The sequence below is a fragment of the Rothia sp. P7208 genome (assembly GCF_048512915.1).
Classification (GTDB): Bacteria; Actinomycetota; Actinomycetes; order Actinomycetales; family Micrococcaceae; genus Rothia.
This window is the reverse complement of sequence record NZ_JBLXXW010000005.1, coordinates 93,036-110,611: the sequence shown is the minus strand read 5'-3', so window position 1 is coordinate 110,611 and position 17,576 is coordinate 93,036. Positions and strand designations below refer to the sequence as shown.

General features: G+C 47.0%; 14 protein-coding genes and 2 riboswitches. Of the genes, 9 read left to right on the top strand and 5 right to left on the bottom strand.

Annotated features, from left to right (window positions below; genetic code table 11):
- Positions 1-38 precede the first annotated feature (38 nt).
- Both ACN084_RS06380 and ACN084_RS06375 read right to left on the bottom strand, forming a co-directional pair.
- Complete coding sequence (locus tag ACN084_RS06380) at positions 39-329, bottom strand: putative quinol monooxygenase (protein ID WP_419102293.1); 291 nt, start codon at positions 327-329, stop codon at positions 39-41.
- A 72-nt stretch (positions 330-401) separates the two neighbouring features.
- Positions 402-710 (bottom strand): putative quinol monooxygenase, encoded by a 309-nt coding sequence (locus tag ACN084_RS06375; RefSeq protein ID WP_419102294.1) that lies wholly within the window; start codon positions 708-710, stop codon positions 402-404.
- Between the two features lie 647 nt (positions 711-1,357).
- On the opposite strand from ACN084_RS06375, the gene ACN084_RS06370 reads away from it, so the two are divergent.
- From ACN084_RS06370 to ACN084_RS06335, 8 genes are all read left to right on the top strand, one after another.
- Positions 1,358-2,554 carry an RNase H family protein gene (locus ACN084_RS06370; RefSeq protein ID WP_419102295.1) on the top strand — a complete coding sequence of 399 codons (1,197 nt, stop codon included), beginning with the start codon at positions 1,358-1,360 and terminating at the stop codon, positions 2,552-2,554.
- A gap of 178 nt (positions 2,555-2,732) precedes the next feature.
- Positions 2,733-3,866, top strand: a complete 1,134-nt coding sequence (locus ACN084_RS06365; RefSeq protein WP_419106269.1) for a trans-sulfuration enzyme family protein — start codon at positions 2,733-2,735, stop codon at positions 3,864-3,866.
- A gap of 47 nt (positions 3,867-3,913) precedes the next feature.
- Positions 3,914-4,729, top strand: a complete 816-nt coding sequence (locus tag ACN084_RS06360; protein ID WP_419106268.1) for a transporter substrate-binding domain-containing protein — start codon at positions 3,914-3,916, stop codon at positions 4,727-4,729.
- A 3-nt stretch (positions 4,730-4,732) separates the two neighbouring features.
- The gene (locus ACN084_RS06355; protein WP_419102298.1) at positions 4,733-5,407 is read left to right on the top strand and encodes an amino acid ABC transporter permease; all 675 of its coding nucleotides are present in this window, start codon (positions 4,733-4,735) and stop codon (positions 5,405-5,407) included.
- Entirely contained in the window at positions 5,400-6,149 is a 750-nt protein-coding gene (locus tag ACN084_RS06350; protein WP_419102299.1) for an amino acid ABC transporter ATP-binding protein, read from the top strand. Before ACN084_RS06355 ends, ACN084_RS06350 begins: the two co-directional genes overlap by 8 nt.
- Positions 6,150-6,320: 171 nt before the next feature.
- Entirely contained in the window at positions 6,321-7,697 is a 1,377-nt protein-coding gene (locus ACN084_RS06345; protein ID WP_419102300.1) for an O-acetylhomoserine aminocarboxypropyltransferase/cysteine synthase family protein, read from the top strand.
- Positions 7,697-8,200 carry a CoA-binding protein gene (locus tag ACN084_RS06340; protein ID WP_419106267.1) on the top strand — a complete coding sequence of 168 codons (504 nt, stop codon included), beginning with the start codon at positions 7,697-7,699 and terminating at the stop codon, positions 8,198-8,200. The genes ACN084_RS06345 and ACN084_RS06340 overlap by 1 nt, the downstream gene beginning before the upstream one ends.
- Before the next feature lie 725 nt (positions 8,201-8,925).
- On the top strand, positions 8,926-10,554 hold the full coding sequence (locus ACN084_RS06335) for a glycerophosphodiester phosphodiesterase (RefSeq protein ID WP_419106266.1): 1,629 nt from the start codon (positions 8,926-8,928) through the stop codon (positions 10,552-10,554).
- Positions 10,555-10,666: 112 nt separating this feature from the next.
- Here the strand turns inward: ACN084_RS06335 and ACN084_RS06330 are convergent, their stop codons facing one another.
- Together ACN084_RS06330 and ACN084_RS06325 are read right to left on the bottom strand one after the other, a co-directional pair.
- A complete protein-coding gene (locus tag ACN084_RS06330; protein WP_419106265.1) occupies positions 10,667-11,440 on the bottom strand; it encodes a trimeric intracellular cation channel family protein in 774 nt (257 codons plus the stop codon).
- A gap of 301 nt (positions 11,441-11,741) precedes the next feature.
- Positions 11,742-13,850 (bottom strand): AMP-binding protein, encoded by a 2,109-nt coding sequence (locus ACN084_RS06325; protein WP_419106264.1) that lies wholly within the window; start codon positions 13,848-13,850, stop codon positions 11,742-11,744.
- Between the two features lie 5 nt (positions 13,851-13,855).
- Positions 13,856-13,944, bottom strand: a riboswitch (SAM riboswitch).
- A 175-nt stretch (positions 13,945-14,119) separates the two neighbouring features.
- Positions 14,120-14,232: riboswitch (SAM riboswitch) on the top strand.
- A 99-nt stretch (positions 14,233-14,331) separates the two neighbouring features.
- Here ACN084_RS06325 and ACN084_RS06320 point away from each other — a divergent pair.
- The gene (locus ACN084_RS06320) at positions 14,332-15,828 is read left to right on the top strand and encodes an LLM class flavin-dependent oxidoreductase (protein WP_419106263.1); all 1,497 of its coding nucleotides are present in this window, start codon (positions 14,332-14,334) and stop codon (positions 15,826-15,828) included.
- A gap of 79 nt (positions 15,829-15,907) precedes the next feature.
- On the opposite strand, the gene cls is transcribed toward ACN084_RS06320, so the two are convergent.
- A complete protein-coding gene (gene cls, locus ACN084_RS06315) occupies positions 15,908-17,407 on the bottom strand; it encodes a cardiolipin synthase (protein ID WP_419102306.1) in 1,500 nt (499 codons plus the stop codon).
- Positions 17,408-17,576 lie beyond the last annotated feature (169 nt).

Sequence of the window (17,576 nt, the reverse complement as noted above, 5' to 3'; positions counted from 1 at the left end):
GCTCTGTTTCTCTCATCCTTGAGGAACAGTGCTAATTTTTAGAAGTCGTAGACGCTTACCTGTAGGGGCTCTGCGAGGTATTCTTCCCACTCACCAACAGCTGTGGTGAAGTGCTCTTTGCCCATGTGCTCTTTGAGTGCGTCATGAGATTCCCAGCGTTCGATGAAGGCGTATTCGCCTTCGGTGCCTTCTTCTGAGAGAGTTCCAAAGTCGTAGCTGATGAGTCCTTCATCGTTGGAGCGTGTTGCTTCTACGAGGGTGTGTGCAGATTTTTCGAATGCTTCGATAGATTCTGCTTTGATGGATACTTTGGCAAAAACACCAATCATGGTTTTGCTCCTAACATGAGAATGGTTGGGATGTGGCTCATATTATGTGGTGTATTTAGAGCCTAACAGCAGTTAGGACGCTGTGGGAAGCTCATAGATGGTAATTTGCATGGGAGATGCTAGAAGGCGCTGGCATTGTTGGTCAGCTTTTTTGAAATGCTCAGTATCCATATGAGTTTCGAGGTCTTCGATGGACTCCCATCGTTCGATGAATGCGTATTCTCGGTGTTCTGCCGGTTGTTCTTCGGTGGCTAGTGACCCAAAGTTATAGCTGACCATACCTTGTTCTTCTTGAGCTTTGTCAACAAGGTGCTGCGCTATTTTTTCAAACTCTTGGGCATGGGTGGTTTTAATGATTGCTTGTGCGTACACGCCGATCATGATGCTCCTTAAAGTATATGGGTGTTTGGTTCCTTGTGTGTGGGGTATCAACCTATCACCGCTTGAGGCTGATGACGAGGGGCGTATCAGCACGTGGGACATTCCATGATAGCTGTCTGCGGATATTCTGTCTTTTTGCTCTTGCAGAGAAAAAGTGTTGATTCGTTCACATAGAAAAGATATAAAAGATATATATGGGATAACTGTTTTAAAGAACGTAAGGGGGTAGAAATTGGTTATATGCTTTGTCGTATCTCGAGGACAAGCTACTGCTCTAAGTTCTCATAAGAGCGGTTCACGCGATGTTCTGTTCGCTGTTTTTTAGACCTCATGATACAAGCGCCTGTTTTGAATACACGCGCAACGCTGAGGAAACACCTGATAGCAATATTACGTAGCTAGGTGTGGATATATGTGCAAACGATAGTGCGATGACTCAACAACCATACGTAAAGCCTTAAGAATGAGGCACCTCTACTAGTCTTTACCCTAAATATTGAATAATTTTCTTGCACCTGCGTAGTGTTTTATCAGTAAAAATCTTAACGATTTATCAGCGCATCATAAGGAGCGGGTTAGCCGCTCGACAGATGGCATCACGCCACATATTTAATGATGGAACATTCCAACTTAAGGAGGTGGAGAAGATGAAAATATCACCAGCACATATTAAAAAAACTACGCTTACATGGGAAGCCCCAGACTATACATCCTCGTATCCAGAAGGGTTTATAGACTTAGGAGTAGCTGTTATCGCGCTCTTAATGGAATCAATTCAAGAAAAAGGACGATGTTATACAGGGCTGTCATGTTTGATATTTATTTCCCGTGAGAACGGTGATCGAGAAATACTTGAGATTGAGCCGGTGACGGACTCTTGTTCTCATTCACTTTTAGAGCCATGCGATGAGGCACATGTTCGCATGATTGGCAGAGCGATTCTTAAATGTTGGGAGTATATCCCAGCGCTCTATAAGAATAATTTGGTGACGGTTACTGCTCATGTGCGCTATTTGAAGCTTCTTTTTCAGCAGTTTCCAACGTTACGCACCATTATGCAGTATCGTCCTATCGACAAATTATTGAATCCTCAAGACTCATATTCTTTGGGGGAATTACATATCCGGTTAACGAGTGATTGTGACCGAAAAATTCTGGATGAGCATATTCAGCGTGCTGCCGAGATAGCTCGTCAGGAGAAAGAAGAAGACCAACGTGAACGTCCTGTAGAAGAATTACCCGTATATGAGGTTTTTACAGACTGTTCTTTCCGCGCTTCAAAGAACAAGCAGTATTCTCGCGGCGGTCGTATGGGTATCGGTGGTGTCAGCGAAGAAGGCTTCTACTTCCATTTGCATTATGATGCGACGAATATTATGACTGGTGAGCTTTCTGCCATGTTGGCAGCATTTAATATTTTTTATCACCCTGGGCGTCAGCTAGTGATTCATACTGATTCTTTGGGGGCTTTGACGTTTGTCTTGCGTCTTGCCCATAACCGTTGCTCTTTTGAAAAATGGGTAAATGAGGGTGTTCAAGATCATTTAGTTGTTGCTGAGATGATGAAACTCACTGAAGCGATTCGTGATTATCGTGTGATTGTTAAACATATTCCGGGACATTCTGGGCATGGTCTTCAAGAGTCCTCGGATTCTGTGTCGAAGATGCATCGTCATTTTCCGGGGCAGGTGGTTGCTAAGGGGTATGTTCACGCTTTCAACCAACGGTGTGAGTCGATTATTGTGGCGTTGACTGATTGTGAAAGGGCTGTGCGTTTGCAGTGTCCTTCGTGGGTTCAGATTCGTCCTTCTGCTATTCACGCGCGGAACCGTTTTTGGCGCTGAGGTTGGCAATAAAAAATTAATACTTTTGGAGGAATATATTTTTTGCCCATAAAAAACGCATTTGACAAGTAGAAATAATATTCGTAACAATTGCGTCATAAAAACTCGTCAATTTGACTGCTGAGGATATAGGCTTGTTCTCACAACGATAACGCACGCCTACACCTCAGGAGAAAACATGGCAGGGTTCACCACACGAGCAATACATGCCGTACATAACCTCGAAAAAAATGCCATAGTTCCTCCTATCTATCTAGCCTCCACCTTCACACAACCTAGCGACGGAACACCCGGAGAATACGAATACCAACGCGGTTCAAACCCCACCAGAACCGCCGTAGAAACCACATTGGCGCAACTTGAAAACGCACAATACAGCTACGTGTACTCCTCTGGAATGGGAGCAAGCTCCGCCGCACTAGGACTCGTACGCAACGGCGAAACACTTCTGATGGGAATGCCCAGCTACGGCGGAAACTACCGCTTTGCCACCATAGAACTTCCCAAACGCGGAGCACACGTCAAATTTATTGCAGACTTCACGACCCTCTCCGATGAAGACTTTTCAGATAACGTCACCATGGTGTTCCTCGAAACGCCCACAAACCCCACCCTCAAAGTCAGCGACATTACACGTATCAGCCAGATTGCACACCGAAACGGGGCCATCGTCGTCGTCGACAACACCTTCTTAACCCCATACCTGCAACGACCCCTCGAACTCGGCGCCGACATCACCGTACAATCAGCCACAAAATACCTAGCTGGACATGCTGACCTCCTCGGCGGAGTCGCCTCAACAAATAACCCTGAGCTAGCTGAAGAACTTCACAAAGCACAACTCATTCTCGGTGGAATACTCCCACCTGCAGACTCCTACCGTCTACTCCAAAACGTTAAAACTCTCGGCCTACGCCTAGAGCGCCAACAAGAGAACGCACAACGCCTCATTCAAGCCATCAAGAAACACCCCGCAGTAGACTGTATCCTTTACCCCGGCTCTGCAAGCGCAGAAGAAACAAAAATTCAATCTCAACAAGCACAAGGCCAAGGCGCAGTATTCTCCTTCATCCTTGCAGAAGGACACGATATCCAAAAATTCATCGAAGCCCTCAACATCTTCAGCTTTGCTGTAAGCCTTGGCGGTATTGAATCTCTTGTATGTCTACCTGCAACAATGACTCAAGGCGCTTACACCCAAGAACACCTTGACATGTTTGGAGTGCACCCACGGCTTATCCGAGTAGCCGTAGGAATCGAAGATTACGAAGACCTGCTCGAAGACTTCACCACAGCACTCAACGCATCCTAAAAATTTCTATCCCATATAAAAATCAACAACACCGTGAGGAATAACCCATGAAAAACACCCTGAACAGACGCTCTGCCATCGCCCTGACCGGAGCCCTCAGCCTAGCCGGATTACTCTCCGCATGCTCATCCTCCCAACCGGCGCAAAAAACCAACCGTCTGGAACAGATTAAAGAACGAGGCACTATCCGCATCGGCATGGAAGGAACTTACCGCCCCTGGAATTACCACGATGAATCCGGAAACCTCGTCGGCATGGAAAAAGAAATCGGAGACCTCATCGCCCAAGACCTAGGTGTTAAAGCAGAATATGTTGAATCGCTCTGGGACTCGCTCATCGCAGGAGTAGACGCAGACCGCTACGACATCGTCATCAACAATGTTTCCCCAACAGAAGAACGACAGAAAAAATACGACTTTTCTACCACCTATGTTCGTTCAGAAGGCAAAGTAGCTGTTCTTGACTCTTCAGAATTGCGCAACATCTCTGACATCCCAGGGCATACCGCAGCCTCATCTGAAACCTCAAACTTCCGTACACTCCTAGAAACTGCCGGAGCGCGCATCGTCACCGTCACCGGCTTTGACGAGGCTATCGAACAAGTCCTCTCCGGACGTGTAGACTGCTGCGGTAATGATGCTGTCACCTTCCAAATCTACAAACAACAGCACCCCGAAGCACCTATTCGACTTCTTGACGGGCAACTCGGCGGAACCTCAGAAGCTGCAATTCTCATGCCTAAGGATCAACCAGAACTCAAAAAAGCTATCGACGACTCCTTAGAACGTCACCTCACCAACGGCGACATCAAAGCCATCTACGAAAAATACGTGGGTATAGACCTCACCCCTAAAAACTCATAAATTATGGACCACTTTTTAAACCTCTGGACAGAATCCTTACCTCAACTACTCATCGCAACCATTCAAGTCACCATCCCATTAGCAGTTGTTTCCTTCATCCTTGCACTGCTGATTGGGCTGGTGGCAACCGCCCTAAGAACACATCGTTTCTTCCTTCTCCAATGGATGTCACGAGGATATGTATGGTTCTTTCGAGGGACACCGCTGCTTGTTCAGCTATTCCTCATCTTTTATGGTCTACCTAAAATAGGAATCACTTTTGACCCGTGGACGGCAGCCATCGTTGCCTTAAGTCTAAATACTGGTGCCTATGTTGCAGAAACATTTAGAGCAGCGGTGGCATCTATCCCACGTGGACAATTTGAAGCAGCACAAACGCTGAACTTCACACGTCAACAAACATTACGACATGTTGTTATTCCTCAAGCTACACGTATTGCTTTACCACCATTAGGTAATGACCTCATTGACTTAGTAAAAGGTACTTCACTTGTTTCAACCATCTCTTTGATTGACCTTTTCCAAGCAGGAAAACAAGTAGCGGCACGAACCTTTGAACCATTAGCAATGTATGTTGAGGTTGCACTGATATATCTCATAATCTTTACCGCTCTTTCTGCGGTGCAAAGAGTCCTCGAAAAACGTAGTAGCCGGTACATTAGGAGTTCCCATGCTTAGTGTCAAAAACATCTCAAAAAGTTTCGGGGAACAGACCATCCTCAAAAACCTCTCTTTCGATGTGCATGATGGTGAAACTACCGTAATTCTTGGCCCCTCTGGATCTGGTAAATCAACATTGCTACGCTGCTTAAATCTTCTTGAAACACCAGAAGAAGGAACGCTAACAATCGGTTCTGATACGGTCAGCCTGAGCAAAAATCTTGAGACGGAAGACATTCGCCGAATTCGGTCACACTCTGCGATGGTCTTTCAACAATTCAACCTTTTTGCTCATTACACCGCACTCAAAAATGTGGCTTTAGCTCCCGTGCTCAACGGCACCCTGAGCGCTGAAAAAGCTGAAGCTCTTGCTAGTGAACTACTCGACAAAGTAGGAATGAAACATCGCGCGGACGCGTACCCAGACCACCTTTCAGGAGGTCAGCAGCAACGTGTCGCCATTGCTCGTGCCTTAGCCGTAAATCCGGATTATCTACTTTTTGACGAACCAACAAGTGCACTAGATCCCGAACTAGAAGCCGAAGTGATTAGAGTCCTGATTGCTTTGGCGAGAGAGAACCGCTCTTTAGTTGTGGTCACCCATAATATGGCGTTCGCTCAGAAAGTTGCGGACCGTATTATTTTCTTAGACCAAGGAGAAATAGTGTACGAGGGAGCCCCATCTGGGTTCTTCAACTCAAGTTCGGAGCGTATTCAAAAGTTCTTGAATATCTATGACACTACGGACTATCACATCTAGATGATGTTCCTGTGTGAGGTTATAACGTAACTTTTAACGATAAAAACTCAATAAAACGCAATATCAGCAATGTGCCGTCACGATGGTGCATTGCTGATGTGCATCAGCCAAGATAGGGGTACGTCTTGTGACGGGTTGACCCGTCAGTACTACATCATTTGAGGAGATACCGTGGCTGAACATACCTTTGGTTTTCGCACTCGTGCCCTCCACGCCGGAGCTACCCCTGACGCGATCCACGGGGCGCGCGCCGTCCCGATTTATCAGACAAGCTCTTTTGTTTTTGACGACGCACAAGATGCCGCCAACCTTTTTTCTCTCCAAAAATACGGCAACATCTATTCACGTCTTGGAAACCCTACTGTCGCTGCTTTAGAAGAACGTATCGCTTCTCTTGAAGGTGGTCTTGGAGCTGTCGCCACAGCTTCCGGAATGGCCGCCGAGTTCATTACCTTTGCGGCTCTTTGCCAAAGTGGAGACCATATTGTTGCCTCTTCTCAACTATATGGTGGGACGATTACCCAGCTTGATGTCTCTTTGCGAAGATTCGGTATTGATACGACTTTTGTGTCAGGAACTGACCCCCAAGATTTTGAGAATGCAATTCGCCCTGAAACGAAGGCTCTCTACACCGAAGTTGTTGCTAATCCTTCTGGAGAAATAGCCGACCTTGAAGGTCTTGCCGCTATTGCACACTCTCACAACATTCCTTTGGTGGTGGATGCGACGCTCTCAACGCCGTATCTAATTCGTCCACTAGAACATGGTGCAGATATTGTGATTCATTCGATGACGAAATTCCTTGGTGGTCACGGGACAACTCTGGGCGGTATTGTGGTGGAATCTGGCCGCTTCAACTGGGCTAATGGAAAATTTCCTACAATGACAGAACCAATTCCCTCTTATAACAACATCTCATGGTGGGGCAACTTTGGGGAATATGGATTCTTAACGAAGCTGCGTTCTGAACAGTTACGTGACTTTGGCCCGTCTTTAAGTCCTCAAGCAGCATTTAACTTGCTTCAAGGCGTTGAAACTTTAGCTCAGCGGATGGACGCCCATCTGGAGAACACTCAAGGCCTTGTTCAATGGCTTGATGAAGATGCCCGTATTCGCTATATCAATTATGCTGGTCTTGCTCATCATCCTCATTATGAGAGGGCGCAGAAACTTCTGCCTTTAGGGGTTGGGTCTGTGTTTTCCTTTGGTGTTGTTGCAGGCGCTGAAGATTCTGCTCGTGAAGTTGGTGCGCGCTTTATTGAGAATCTTCAGTTAGCTTCACATTTAGCGAATATTGGCGATGCAAAAACGCTTGTATTGCATCCTGCATCAACAACTCATCAGCAGCTCAGCGCGGAGCAACTTGACGCTGCTGGGGTAGGGGAGGATTTGATTCGTATTTCTGTGGGGTTAGAAGACCTTGATGACATTGTATGGGACTTAGATCAGGCGCTGAGTGCCGCAACGGGTAAAGACCATTATGGGGCAAAGATTCTGCGAACCCAAGAATCATTATCACAGGGTAATTCTGCTCAGGAGGTGCGTTAATGTCTACGAAGCGTACGTGGGAAGCACCATCTGCTGTGCAACGTTTAGGGATTCTTCGTCGTAGTCACAGTGTCGCTATTGTCGGTATGAGCGATAAAGTTTCACGCTCATCATATTTTGTGGCAACGTATTTGAATTCTTCTGCCGATTACCAGCTCTTTTTTGTGAACCCCCTGTTAGCGCAGAAAGGGAAACAGGTGTTAGGGCAGAAAGTGTATGCTACTTTGGCGGATTTGCCTGAAGCTCCTGATATTGTTGATATTTTTCGCCGCCATGAGGATCTTCCTGATGTGGTGCGTGAAGCGATTGCGGTCGGCGCTCAAACCGTGTGGATGCAATTAGGTTTGTGGAATGAAGAAGCCGCCGAGATTGCCCAGCAGGCTGGATTGCATGTCGTGATGGACCGGTGTATCAAAATTGAGCATGCCCGTTTTCATGGGGGTTTGCATCTTGCCGGTTTTAATACTGGTGTGGTCAGTTCACGCCGTCAAATAACAGCATAGTTTTCTTGAGATACATAAAAGACTCATGTTCCTTCTTGCGTTGAGGAGCATGAGTCTTTTATGCTTGTTGTTTCTTACGCGGTGGAAGGTGCTGACATGACCTTCCCCAAAGTATGTCAGCACCTTCCTGCGTAGATGTGAACTACCGATTCTCTTCCCCAAGAAAACCTCTGAGAATAATTCTTATAATGATTCTCATACGTGGTATGTCCACAGATGATTACCGCAAGAAGCGGCCGCAAATATTTAAATATTTGACGTTAGAGATTATACGGTAATTGTTCTCTAGAGTATCTCGACACGATGACGAATATCATTATTAATTGAACTTTAAATCAATGACGTCGCAGGTCAGCTCAAAAATAAAGATTTTTAAAATAGTGAAACTTTTTTGCAGAGTGTTGTCTAAAGTATCTACGATGTATTATCGTGGTTTCAGTTTTGACAGCTTTCATGATCAACTCTAAAACTGAAAATTTTTCTTTGAAAACTATTGGTAAAATAAAAAAGTTTTGAGAATCAAATAAGCAACTCTGTGTTTTCCTCAAAAGAATCCTTGCCATAATCAGGGAAGAACCTGAACTAGAAAAACATCACGAGATAAAACTCATCAAGAACATTATCTGAGAGAATAATCTTTCCAGATACCGTATCTGGTAAAAACTAACTGACCACATTACCCTTATACCCAAGGGCCCTATAACCTCATATTTTAGAAAGTCTCCATGTCGATACCACAACATTCTCATGGCTTATCCCGTCGAACCGCACTCCGCTGGGTAGCCGGAGCCACCACAACACTCGGACTCAGCGCCGCCACAACAACAGCCTACGCAGAAGAACAGAACCACACCGCAGAAGAACAACCACAACCAACACTCGTTGAACAGTTCCTCTCACAAGAACAATTCGTCATAGCACACCGTGGGGCAGGAGACGTCAACCCTGAACACAGCGCCTACGCCTATCAACAAGCCATCCTCAAAGGCGCTCAAGCTGTAGAAATATCAGTGCGTACCACCGCCGACGGAGAACTCGTCTGTATGCACGACAACGCACTACGCCGCACCACCACCGAAAAAACAGGGTATGTCAGCACAAGTACCCTCGCCGAAGTTAAACGCCCTCTCATTGATATGAGAGACTTCCTCGGACCTAACACACCCCTCGTACACATCACCACCCTCGAAGAAGCCCTCGGCGTCATCCTCGCAACCGAAGCCGGCGGCCCCTACCAATCCGTAGGCGGCTCCGCTGTTCTCTTCATTGAAGCTAAAGACTCTGCCGGTCAACCCAAGCTGCTAGAACTCCTAACTGCCCGCGGTATGCAAGACCAAGTCGTCATTAAAATGTTCCGCAACGGTAAAGGCGAATTCGACGGCAACAACGGCTTCATTCGGTACGCAAAAGAAGCAGGCTTCACCACCTGGTGCTACTTCGACGCACACGATTCCTTCGAAGACATTGCGCAATTAGCATCATCAGATAACGTCGACATGCTGGGAGTGCCCTTCTTCGAAACCGTCATTGGACGTACTGAAAGCTCCATGAGCGACGAAAAAATATCACAAATTATCAATCTCGGAAAACCCGTTATCGTTTGGGAAACCCACCGTCGTTGGGTACAAGAACATTTTGCATCCCTAGGTGTTCGCGGATTCATGTCGCCAGACCCCTTCTGGCTCAGCGGAAGAACAACAAGCCCCAACCTTGCCCTAGAACAAGGCAGACGGCTACACGGCATGCTACCGGCTGGACAACAAGACGTTGTGAACCTACCCCGCTGGGAAAACGGTGAACTCGTCCATCAACAAGCCTATGACGACTCTATCCTTCTAGGCCCATTAGCTCACCGCACATCCACCGCTGATAGTTACGTCATCAACTTCACAATGCAGTGGAAAGACGCCCTCCCTCAAACAACATGGCAATACGGTTATCTTGCCTTCGGGCGAGAAGACGATTCAGCCTTTGGTATCGCCGCAAAATTCGATACCACAAACTCTCGTGGCGGCGGATACATCGTAGCTATTCGCCCCGGTGCATCCGTCATCGATGAAAACGGTGCATACGTTTCAGGAGATGTCGTTCAGCTGCTACGTGTTGACGCTGGATCAGCGCACCTAACACCACTAGTAACCTTGCGCCCTCGTACACCTTTTGTCGCAGGTGAGGATATTCGTGGCAAAATTATCGTCCGACCATCAAACATCATTATTGATGTTGCGGGGGCGCGTTCTACGCTCATCGCCGATACGACATATCGCGGAGCATACGTTCATTTTGGACGTTATCAAGATGCCGCACACGGCGGAGCTCTCGCTTTGAGTAACGTCGTCACCTACAAAATTTAGGTATATCGACGGTTAAAACCTCTTACCACCCACAACGCCTCAACCCTATGCAGAACCCCGCAGACTAGCTGCGGGGTTCTGCAATATATCACCGTTAAAAACAGGTATGTCATTACTTGTGTGATGTTCTTTTGACCTGGCTCATCGGAATAACTTCTAAATTCTCGGTAAGAGGATTCCCCGGCGTCCAGCCTTCACCAGCAATCGTATGAGTCTCAGGTTTTTTACGTCTGAAACGTGGTCGAGGAACAGAAAGCTTAACAGGCTCCGGCAACTGCCAACGCCTCGTGCGCGCAAGAAGCCCAAAAACTAGACACGAAATAATTGATATGCCCATCCCAATATTAGGAGAAGAAAAAAGTGTCGTACATAGAGCAGTCTCTGCTGCGCCAACAACCGCTACTGTCGCATAGAGAGAATTACCTCCCAAGATAGCTGGAACACGGTTGACCATCATATCTCGCAATACGCCACCGCCCACCGCGGTCACCACACCAAGGGCAATAGCCGGAAGCCAATGAAGCCCAATACCTAAAGATTTAATAGTTCCTGTAGCGGCCCAACAACCCATACCCAGAAAATCCACAACAACTAAAACACGGTTAGCCCAACGACTCCCCAAATCAATACAGTACGCTAACAATGCTGAGATGAGAGCACCCGCCCAATACGCAGAATCAGTCAATGCAACGGGTAAACCAGTGTTAAGAAGAACATCACGGATGAGCCCTCCACCCATACCAGAGAGCACCGCTAAGAGAATAAAACCTACAACATCAAAGCGGAATGCGCGAGCAACTGCGCCACCGAGCAAACCATTAGCAACAACTGCTGCTACATCGACCACTCTAAAGAGCACGCTTGGATCCCATACCTGCATACGCATGCCTCTTTCTGACGTTTCATATCGATAGAATGACTTCAATAAATACCGATACATGCTACAGCATGTACAGACCATCAGTACAGGTAGCATTGTCCGAAAGGGCGGCTTACCACACACGGTAAGCCGCCCTTTCACGAACATCGTTTTTAAAGCGGATAGTAAGGATATTCTTCTATGAGAGCATCTCTCATAGAGGTTCTTAGGATGAAAGACTCCAACCACGCAAATAATCATGTGATGTTAGTGAATTAGTACACTCACATCTCGATACTGTTGAAACAACCATGATTTTTGCCTGCCCTTATGAGCAAGACAAAACCTGAGCGATATCCCGCAACGCCTCATCATTTTGCAAAGACGACGTATCTCCTAGAGGTTTCCCCTCATACAACTGAGACAACAAACGACGAGTAATCTTCCCCGAACGAGTCTTAGGAATCTCAGCAACCGCCACCACATCTTTAGGCTTTGCAATAGGGCCAATCTCAGAACGAATATGCAACTCCAACACCTCACGTAGCTCAGAAGAAGACAACGCCTTACCCTCATCACTAAGTGTCACAAAAGCTACTGCTTGATGCCCCGTCAACTCATCCTCAACAGGACAAACACCAGCCTCAACCACAGCCTCATGACGCACTAAAGCTGACTCAATTTCAATTGTCGAAAGACGATGCCCCGAAATATTAATAACATCATCAATCCTGCCCAGAATATAAATATCCCCGTCCTCATCTTGCTTTGCGCCATCTCCAGCCAAAAACCAGCCACGCTCCCCATAATGTCTCCAATAAGAATCAAGATAACGCTGAGGATTTTTCCACACAGTACGAGCCATCGACGGGCCCACTTTATCAACCACAATGAACCCTTGAGCCCCCGTCTGAACCGGCTCACCATGCTCATCAACAACACGCACAGAAACCCCCGGAATAGCACGAGTAGCACAACCTGGTTTGACAGCTATACCTGGAGTACCCTGCTCAAAAGTCCCCTCAGGCGCAAACTGAGGATCATGCGGACGAGGAGAACAGATCGTTGAACCCGTCTCAGACTGCCACCACGTATCAATAAAGGAAGCACGACCAGAACCAATATGCTCACGTAACCAATACCAAGCTTGTGGATTAATCGACTCACCCACAGAACCCAAAAGACGAACCGACGAAAAATCATATTTTCCCGACTCTGGGCCATGCGGGAAAGCCCCCATCAACGAACGAATCAACGTTGGCGCCGTGTAATAGTTTGTGACACCATAGCGTTCAATCACTTCAAAATGCCGTTCAAAAGTAGGAGTATCAGGTGTACCTTCAAAAATTACTTGACTCACGCCATTGACCAACGGCCCATATATCTCATAAGTATGAGCTGTCACCCACGCCAAATCGGCTGTACACCAATGAACAGTATCCGCAACTTTTTGCCAATCATTACGAGTAGCTAACTCATCAGGACGAAGCACACCATCAGCATCAACAACATCAGGCAACAAATCATAAAGTAACGCATGAGAATACGCCGTCTGCGTCAAATACCCGCCCATAGTATGAACAAGACCCTTAGGTTGGCCCGTTGTCCCCGACGTATAAATAATAAATAACGGATCTTCAGCATCATGCAATGGGTAATCATGCGTATCTGGAACACCCTCAATCAAATCGTGATACCAAACATCTCGCCCCAAACACCACGGAACACTCTGTCTTTCCTGCTCGGTAGCTGAGGTACGGTTCACCACCACCACATGCTCAATATTATTCTCAGACGAACACGCCTCATCCGCTATCGACTTGACCGGAACAACCTTACCCCGACGATTCTGACCATCAGTTGTAATTAATACCTTGGCACCAGTATCCTCTACCCGAAACTTCAAAGCCTCCGCCGAAAAACCACCAAAAACAAGAGAATGAATCGCCCCAATACGCGCACAGGCAAGAGCAAAAATAATAGTTTCAGGAATCACCGGCAAATAAACAACAACACGATCACCCTTAACCACACCCAAACGCTCTAAACCATGTGCCGCCTGAGCCACACGGCGTTGCAACTGAGCATAAGTGATAGCTTCACGATCACCAGGTTCACCCTCAAAGAAAAGCGCAACCTTGTCGCCAAAACCTTGCTCTACATGCCTATCCACACAGTTATAGGCAACGTTGAGCTGACCACCCTCAAACCACTTAATCGTTGGAACAGAAAATTCTTGAACACCATCTTCACGAACGTCTACTAAACGAGGAGGAATAAACTCATGCGTTTTATCCTCATCCCATAGCTTCCCCCAACTAAGACGTTCTCGCGCCTGCCTTGCCCAAAAATCAATACGTTCTTGATCCGAAACATCTGCCGGATTCTGCACCTGATTTCGAGGGTCTGAATAAGAAAAAGACGAACAATACGACATCGATACTCCCATCGTTTCTGGCGTTAGCACCACCGCATAAGCGAGGTTGCTGCGACGTCTTAGAGCCAGGTCTCTCAGTCGCTCTGGATGGTTTAGACGAGTTCTACCGTAATACCTTCCGTACACATTCATCTAGACGTTACTTTCCATTGCCAGCAGATGAACACATGACGTTGCATAGAGTCATATTCCTTAGCGAACGTCACCCACCGCAATAAACACTGAAGCTCTTGGGTACCAAGAAGAACTTTTTATAAGCTAAACCCAGCGATCACGAGTTCCAACGTCAAGCTCTGGCTCGTTGGACGGCAACCCTCTTTCCGTAGCGGGGTGCCCCAGATGAAGATCCGGCTCAAAATAATCACAACGGCAAATACGGCGCCTATGCGTCGGGCATATCAACACCGAAAAATATGGTTTTCGACATGCCACGCCTCATAGAGGAGGGCTCTCTCCTCTAAGAACGCAAAGGAAAAAACTTATGGCAACTCATACCGCCACGACAGAACAACCCACTACGACACCGTCTTCTTCTAAAAAACGTATCGTTGTCAATGCGTTTGATATGACAACAACAAGCCACCAAAGCTTCGGCTTATGGCGTCACCCGCGCTCGCGAGCCGATGAATATAACACCATTAAATATTGGACAGATTTAGCTCAAGTGTGCGAAAAAGGGCTTTTTGACGCGGTCTTTATCGCTGATGTGGTGGGCGTATACGACGTATATAAGGATTCTGTTGCACCCGTACTTCGTGATGGTGCACAGGTACCGGTAGGTGACCCGTTCTTACAGATTTCGGCGATGGCAGCAGTCACGGAACATCTTGGTTTTGGAGTGACAGCTGCCGTGACGTATAACCAGCCTTATACTTTGGCTCGTTCTTATGCGACGTTAGATCATTTAACGGGTGGTCGTGTTGGTTTTAACGTGGTGACTTCTTATCTTCAATCTGCGGCAGAGAATCAGGGGCTTGCCGGTCAGATTGAGCATGATGAACGATACGAAATTGCCGACGAGTTTCTCGACGTCTGTTATAAGTTGTGGGAAGGCTCTTGGGAAGACGGAGCGGTGCTACGTGACCGTCAGCGCGGGATTTTCGCAGATCCTGAGAAAATTCATCCTATCTTGCATCAAGGCAAGTATTTTCAAGTTCCTGGAATTTCTTTGACGGAACCATCTACTCAACGTACTCCCGTTATTTTTCAGGCTGGTGCGTCTTCTCGCGGTCAGGCTTTTTCGGGGAAACATGCCGAAGCAATTTTTATTTCTGCGTTACGTCCAGATTTGACCAGACACGTGACCTCTCGTATCCGCGATGAGGCTGAACGTGCCGGTCGGCGTCGTGATGATGTGAAGATTCTTGCCATGCTTTCGGTGGTAGTCGACGAGACAGACGAGAAAGCACAGCAGAAGTATCAGGATTATTTAAAATATGTGGATGTAGAGTCTTCTCAAGGAATTATTGGTGGTTGGTCTGGTGTTGATCTTTCAGCATTTGATGAGGACGAGATTCTTGAGTATGTCAAGACGGAATCCATTCAATCCTTTTTGACACCTTTTACCTTGCAGTCTCAGACGACGAAGTGGACTCGTGCTGATATTGCTCGTCATTGCGCTATCGGTGGTATGGGTGATGTAATTGTTGGCTCTGCTCAGACTGTTGCCGATGAGTTGGAGCGCTGGATTGACGAGGGAGATTTAGATGGTATCAACCTTGCCTACCATGTATCTCCTGGCTCTTTTGAAGATTTTGTGGAGTTTGTTGTTCCTGAGCTTCAAAAGCGTGGCCGGTATCGCACAGAGTATGAGGGGAATACATTGCGTGAGAATCTTTTTGGTGTGGGGCATACACGTGTGAATGAGCGTCATCCTGCGGCAGCATATCGTGGCGCTTTTGCTGGTGGTCCTAATGCTGCTGACACTCCTGCCCGTCAGTTTTTGAGCTTGGCTCAGAATCAGGCAGAGCGTTTATAAGAGTTTTTCTTCTGGTAATGATTCGCAATGTTAGGGTTCTCTTTGGTGTAGGGGGTATATCAGAGAGAACCCTAATCTTTTAAAGGAGCGATGACCAGAGCCTACAGATATTTTCTACGACCTTGATACGGTTGGGGCGGGCAACCCATTCGTCGTATCGGAGGGTTTTGCATTGAGAGATGTATTCTTCAGAGATGCTTTCTAACTCTTTAACCATTCCTGTATCGACGATGAAGGTGGATACTTCGAGGTTGAGCGCAAATGAGCGCGGATCCATGTTTGATGATCCAATGAAGGTGAGATGGTCATCTACAAACATGTATTTTGAGTGCAATACGGTTGGCCCGGGATATTGTTTGATGTTGACTCCGGCGTGGAGAAGTTTCTCGTAGTAGGAGCGTTGAGCCATATTGGGTAGGAACTGGTCTCCTTTTTCGCAGACGATGAGGGTGACATCAATTTTTGATAGTGCTGCATTGGTGAGTGCTTGTAAGAGTGTTTCTTCTGGGACGAAGTAGGGGGAGCAGACGACGATGCGTCGTTCTGCATTGTAAATGAGGTAGTTGATGAGGCGTAGGTTGTTTTCCGTTTCGAATCCGGGGCCCGATGGAACAATTTGTGCCAACATTCCGCTGTGTACACGGGGAATAGCTGTTTCGATTTCGTTCAGTGGTAGTTCTCGTGTTTCGGAGTACCAGTCTGAGATGAAGACGGCGTTAAGTTCTTCAACAACGGGGCCGGTGCATGAGAACGTAAGGTCTTGCCAGACGAGTCCTTTTTTGAGGTTGGCAGGTAGATTGTAGGAACGGTCGATAGCGTTTTGTGAGCCGGAGAATGCGATGCGTCCGTCGACAATGACGATTTTGCGGTGGTTACGTAGGTCTGGTCGTTGCCATTTACCTTGGAATGGTTTCAGGGGCAACATGAGTTGCCAATTGATTCCGGAGTCGTCAAGGAGTTTGCAGAGTTTTTTCCAATTGGGGTATTTTCGAGAGCCCCAATGGTCGATCATGATTTTGACCAGTACTCCGCGTTGGTGTGCTGCAAGAAGCGCATCCCATAGCGGTTTGGTGGTGTTGTCGTAGGCGGCAATATAAAACTCGAAGTGTACGTATCGTTCTGCCCGATTGATTTCTTCTGTCATCTGTCGGATAGCTTGGTGGTTATCTTTGATGAGTGTGAAAGTGTTGCCACCGACGAGGGGGAGCGCTCCGAGCTTGTAGTTGAGGTTCGCTGCTACTCGTGCTGGTTCAGGGAGTTCTCCATGTGCTCCGAGGACGGAACGGGATTCTTCATCAGCATTTTTGGATGCGAGTATCTCTTTCATCATGTCGTTGATGGTGCGTTGTCGGATTCTTCGGTGTCGTGGTAGTCGGGAAGATCCAAAGAGCAAGAAGGCAACAAACCCGATATATGGGACGAGGAATATTGCCATGAGCCAGCCGAGAGCAACCACGGGTTTGCGGTTATAGGGTAGCCAACAGATTGCGATAATACGTAAGGTGATATCGAGGATGAAGAGTGTTAACGCTAACCACGTAGGTAGATGGGCTAGTCCAAAGATGTTAAGAGGGTCCACGAGAGTTATTCTATAGAAAGTTTTTCAGGTTAGAAGAGTGTATTTTCTTATATTTCTTCGGGGTATGTGTGTTGGTTGGGTGGATGTATTTGTCGTAACTTGGGTGTTGATATTTTTATTCTGTGTGCTCTAAGACATAATCTAAGAAGAGTGCCTTACGGCATGTTTA

Coding starts and splice junctions, on each gene's coding strand:
- ACN084_RS06380 (WP_419102293.1), bottom strand. CDS start 329: ATGATTGGTGTTTTTGCCAAAGTATCCATCAAAGCAGAATCTATCGAA.
- ACN084_RS06375 (WP_419102294.1), bottom strand. CDS start 710: ATGATCGGCGTGTACGCACAAGCAATCATTAAAACCACCCATGCCCAA.
- ACN084_RS06370 (WP_419102295.1), top strand. CDS start 1,358: ATGAAAATATCACCAGCACATATTAAAAAAACTACGCTTACATGGGAA.
- ACN084_RS06365 (WP_419106269.1), top strand. CDS start 2,733: ATGGCAGGGTTCACCACACGAGCAATACATGCCGTACATAACCTCGAA.
- ACN084_RS06360 (WP_419106268.1), top strand. CDS start 3,914: ATGAAAAACACCCTGAACAGACGCTCTGCCATCGCCCTGACCGGAGCC.
- ACN084_RS06355 (WP_419102298.1), top strand. CDS start 4,733: ATGGACCACTTTTTAAACCTCTGGACAGAATCCTTACCTCAACTACTC.
- ACN084_RS06350 (WP_419102299.1), top strand. CDS start 5,400: ATGCTTAGTGTCAAAAACATCTCAAAAAGTTTCGGGGAACAGACCATC.
- ACN084_RS06340 (WP_419106267.1), top strand. CDS start 7,697: ATGTCTACGAAGCGTACGTGGGAAGCACCATCTGCTGTGCAACGTTTA.
- ACN084_RS06335 (WP_419106266.1), top strand. CDS start 8,926: ATGTCGATACCACAACATTCTCATGGCTTATCCCGTCGAACCGCACTC.
- ACN084_RS06330 (WP_419106265.1), bottom strand. CDS start 11,440: ATGCGTATGCAGGTATGGGATCCAAGCGTGCTCTTTAGAGTGGTCGAT.
- ACN084_RS06325 (WP_419106264.1), bottom strand. CDS start 13,850: ATGTCGTATTGTTCGTCTTTTTCTTATTCAGACCCTCGAAATCAGGTG.
- ACN084_RS06320 (WP_419106263.1), top strand. CDS start 14,332: ATGGCAACTCATACCGCCACGACAGAACAACCCACTACGACACCGTCT.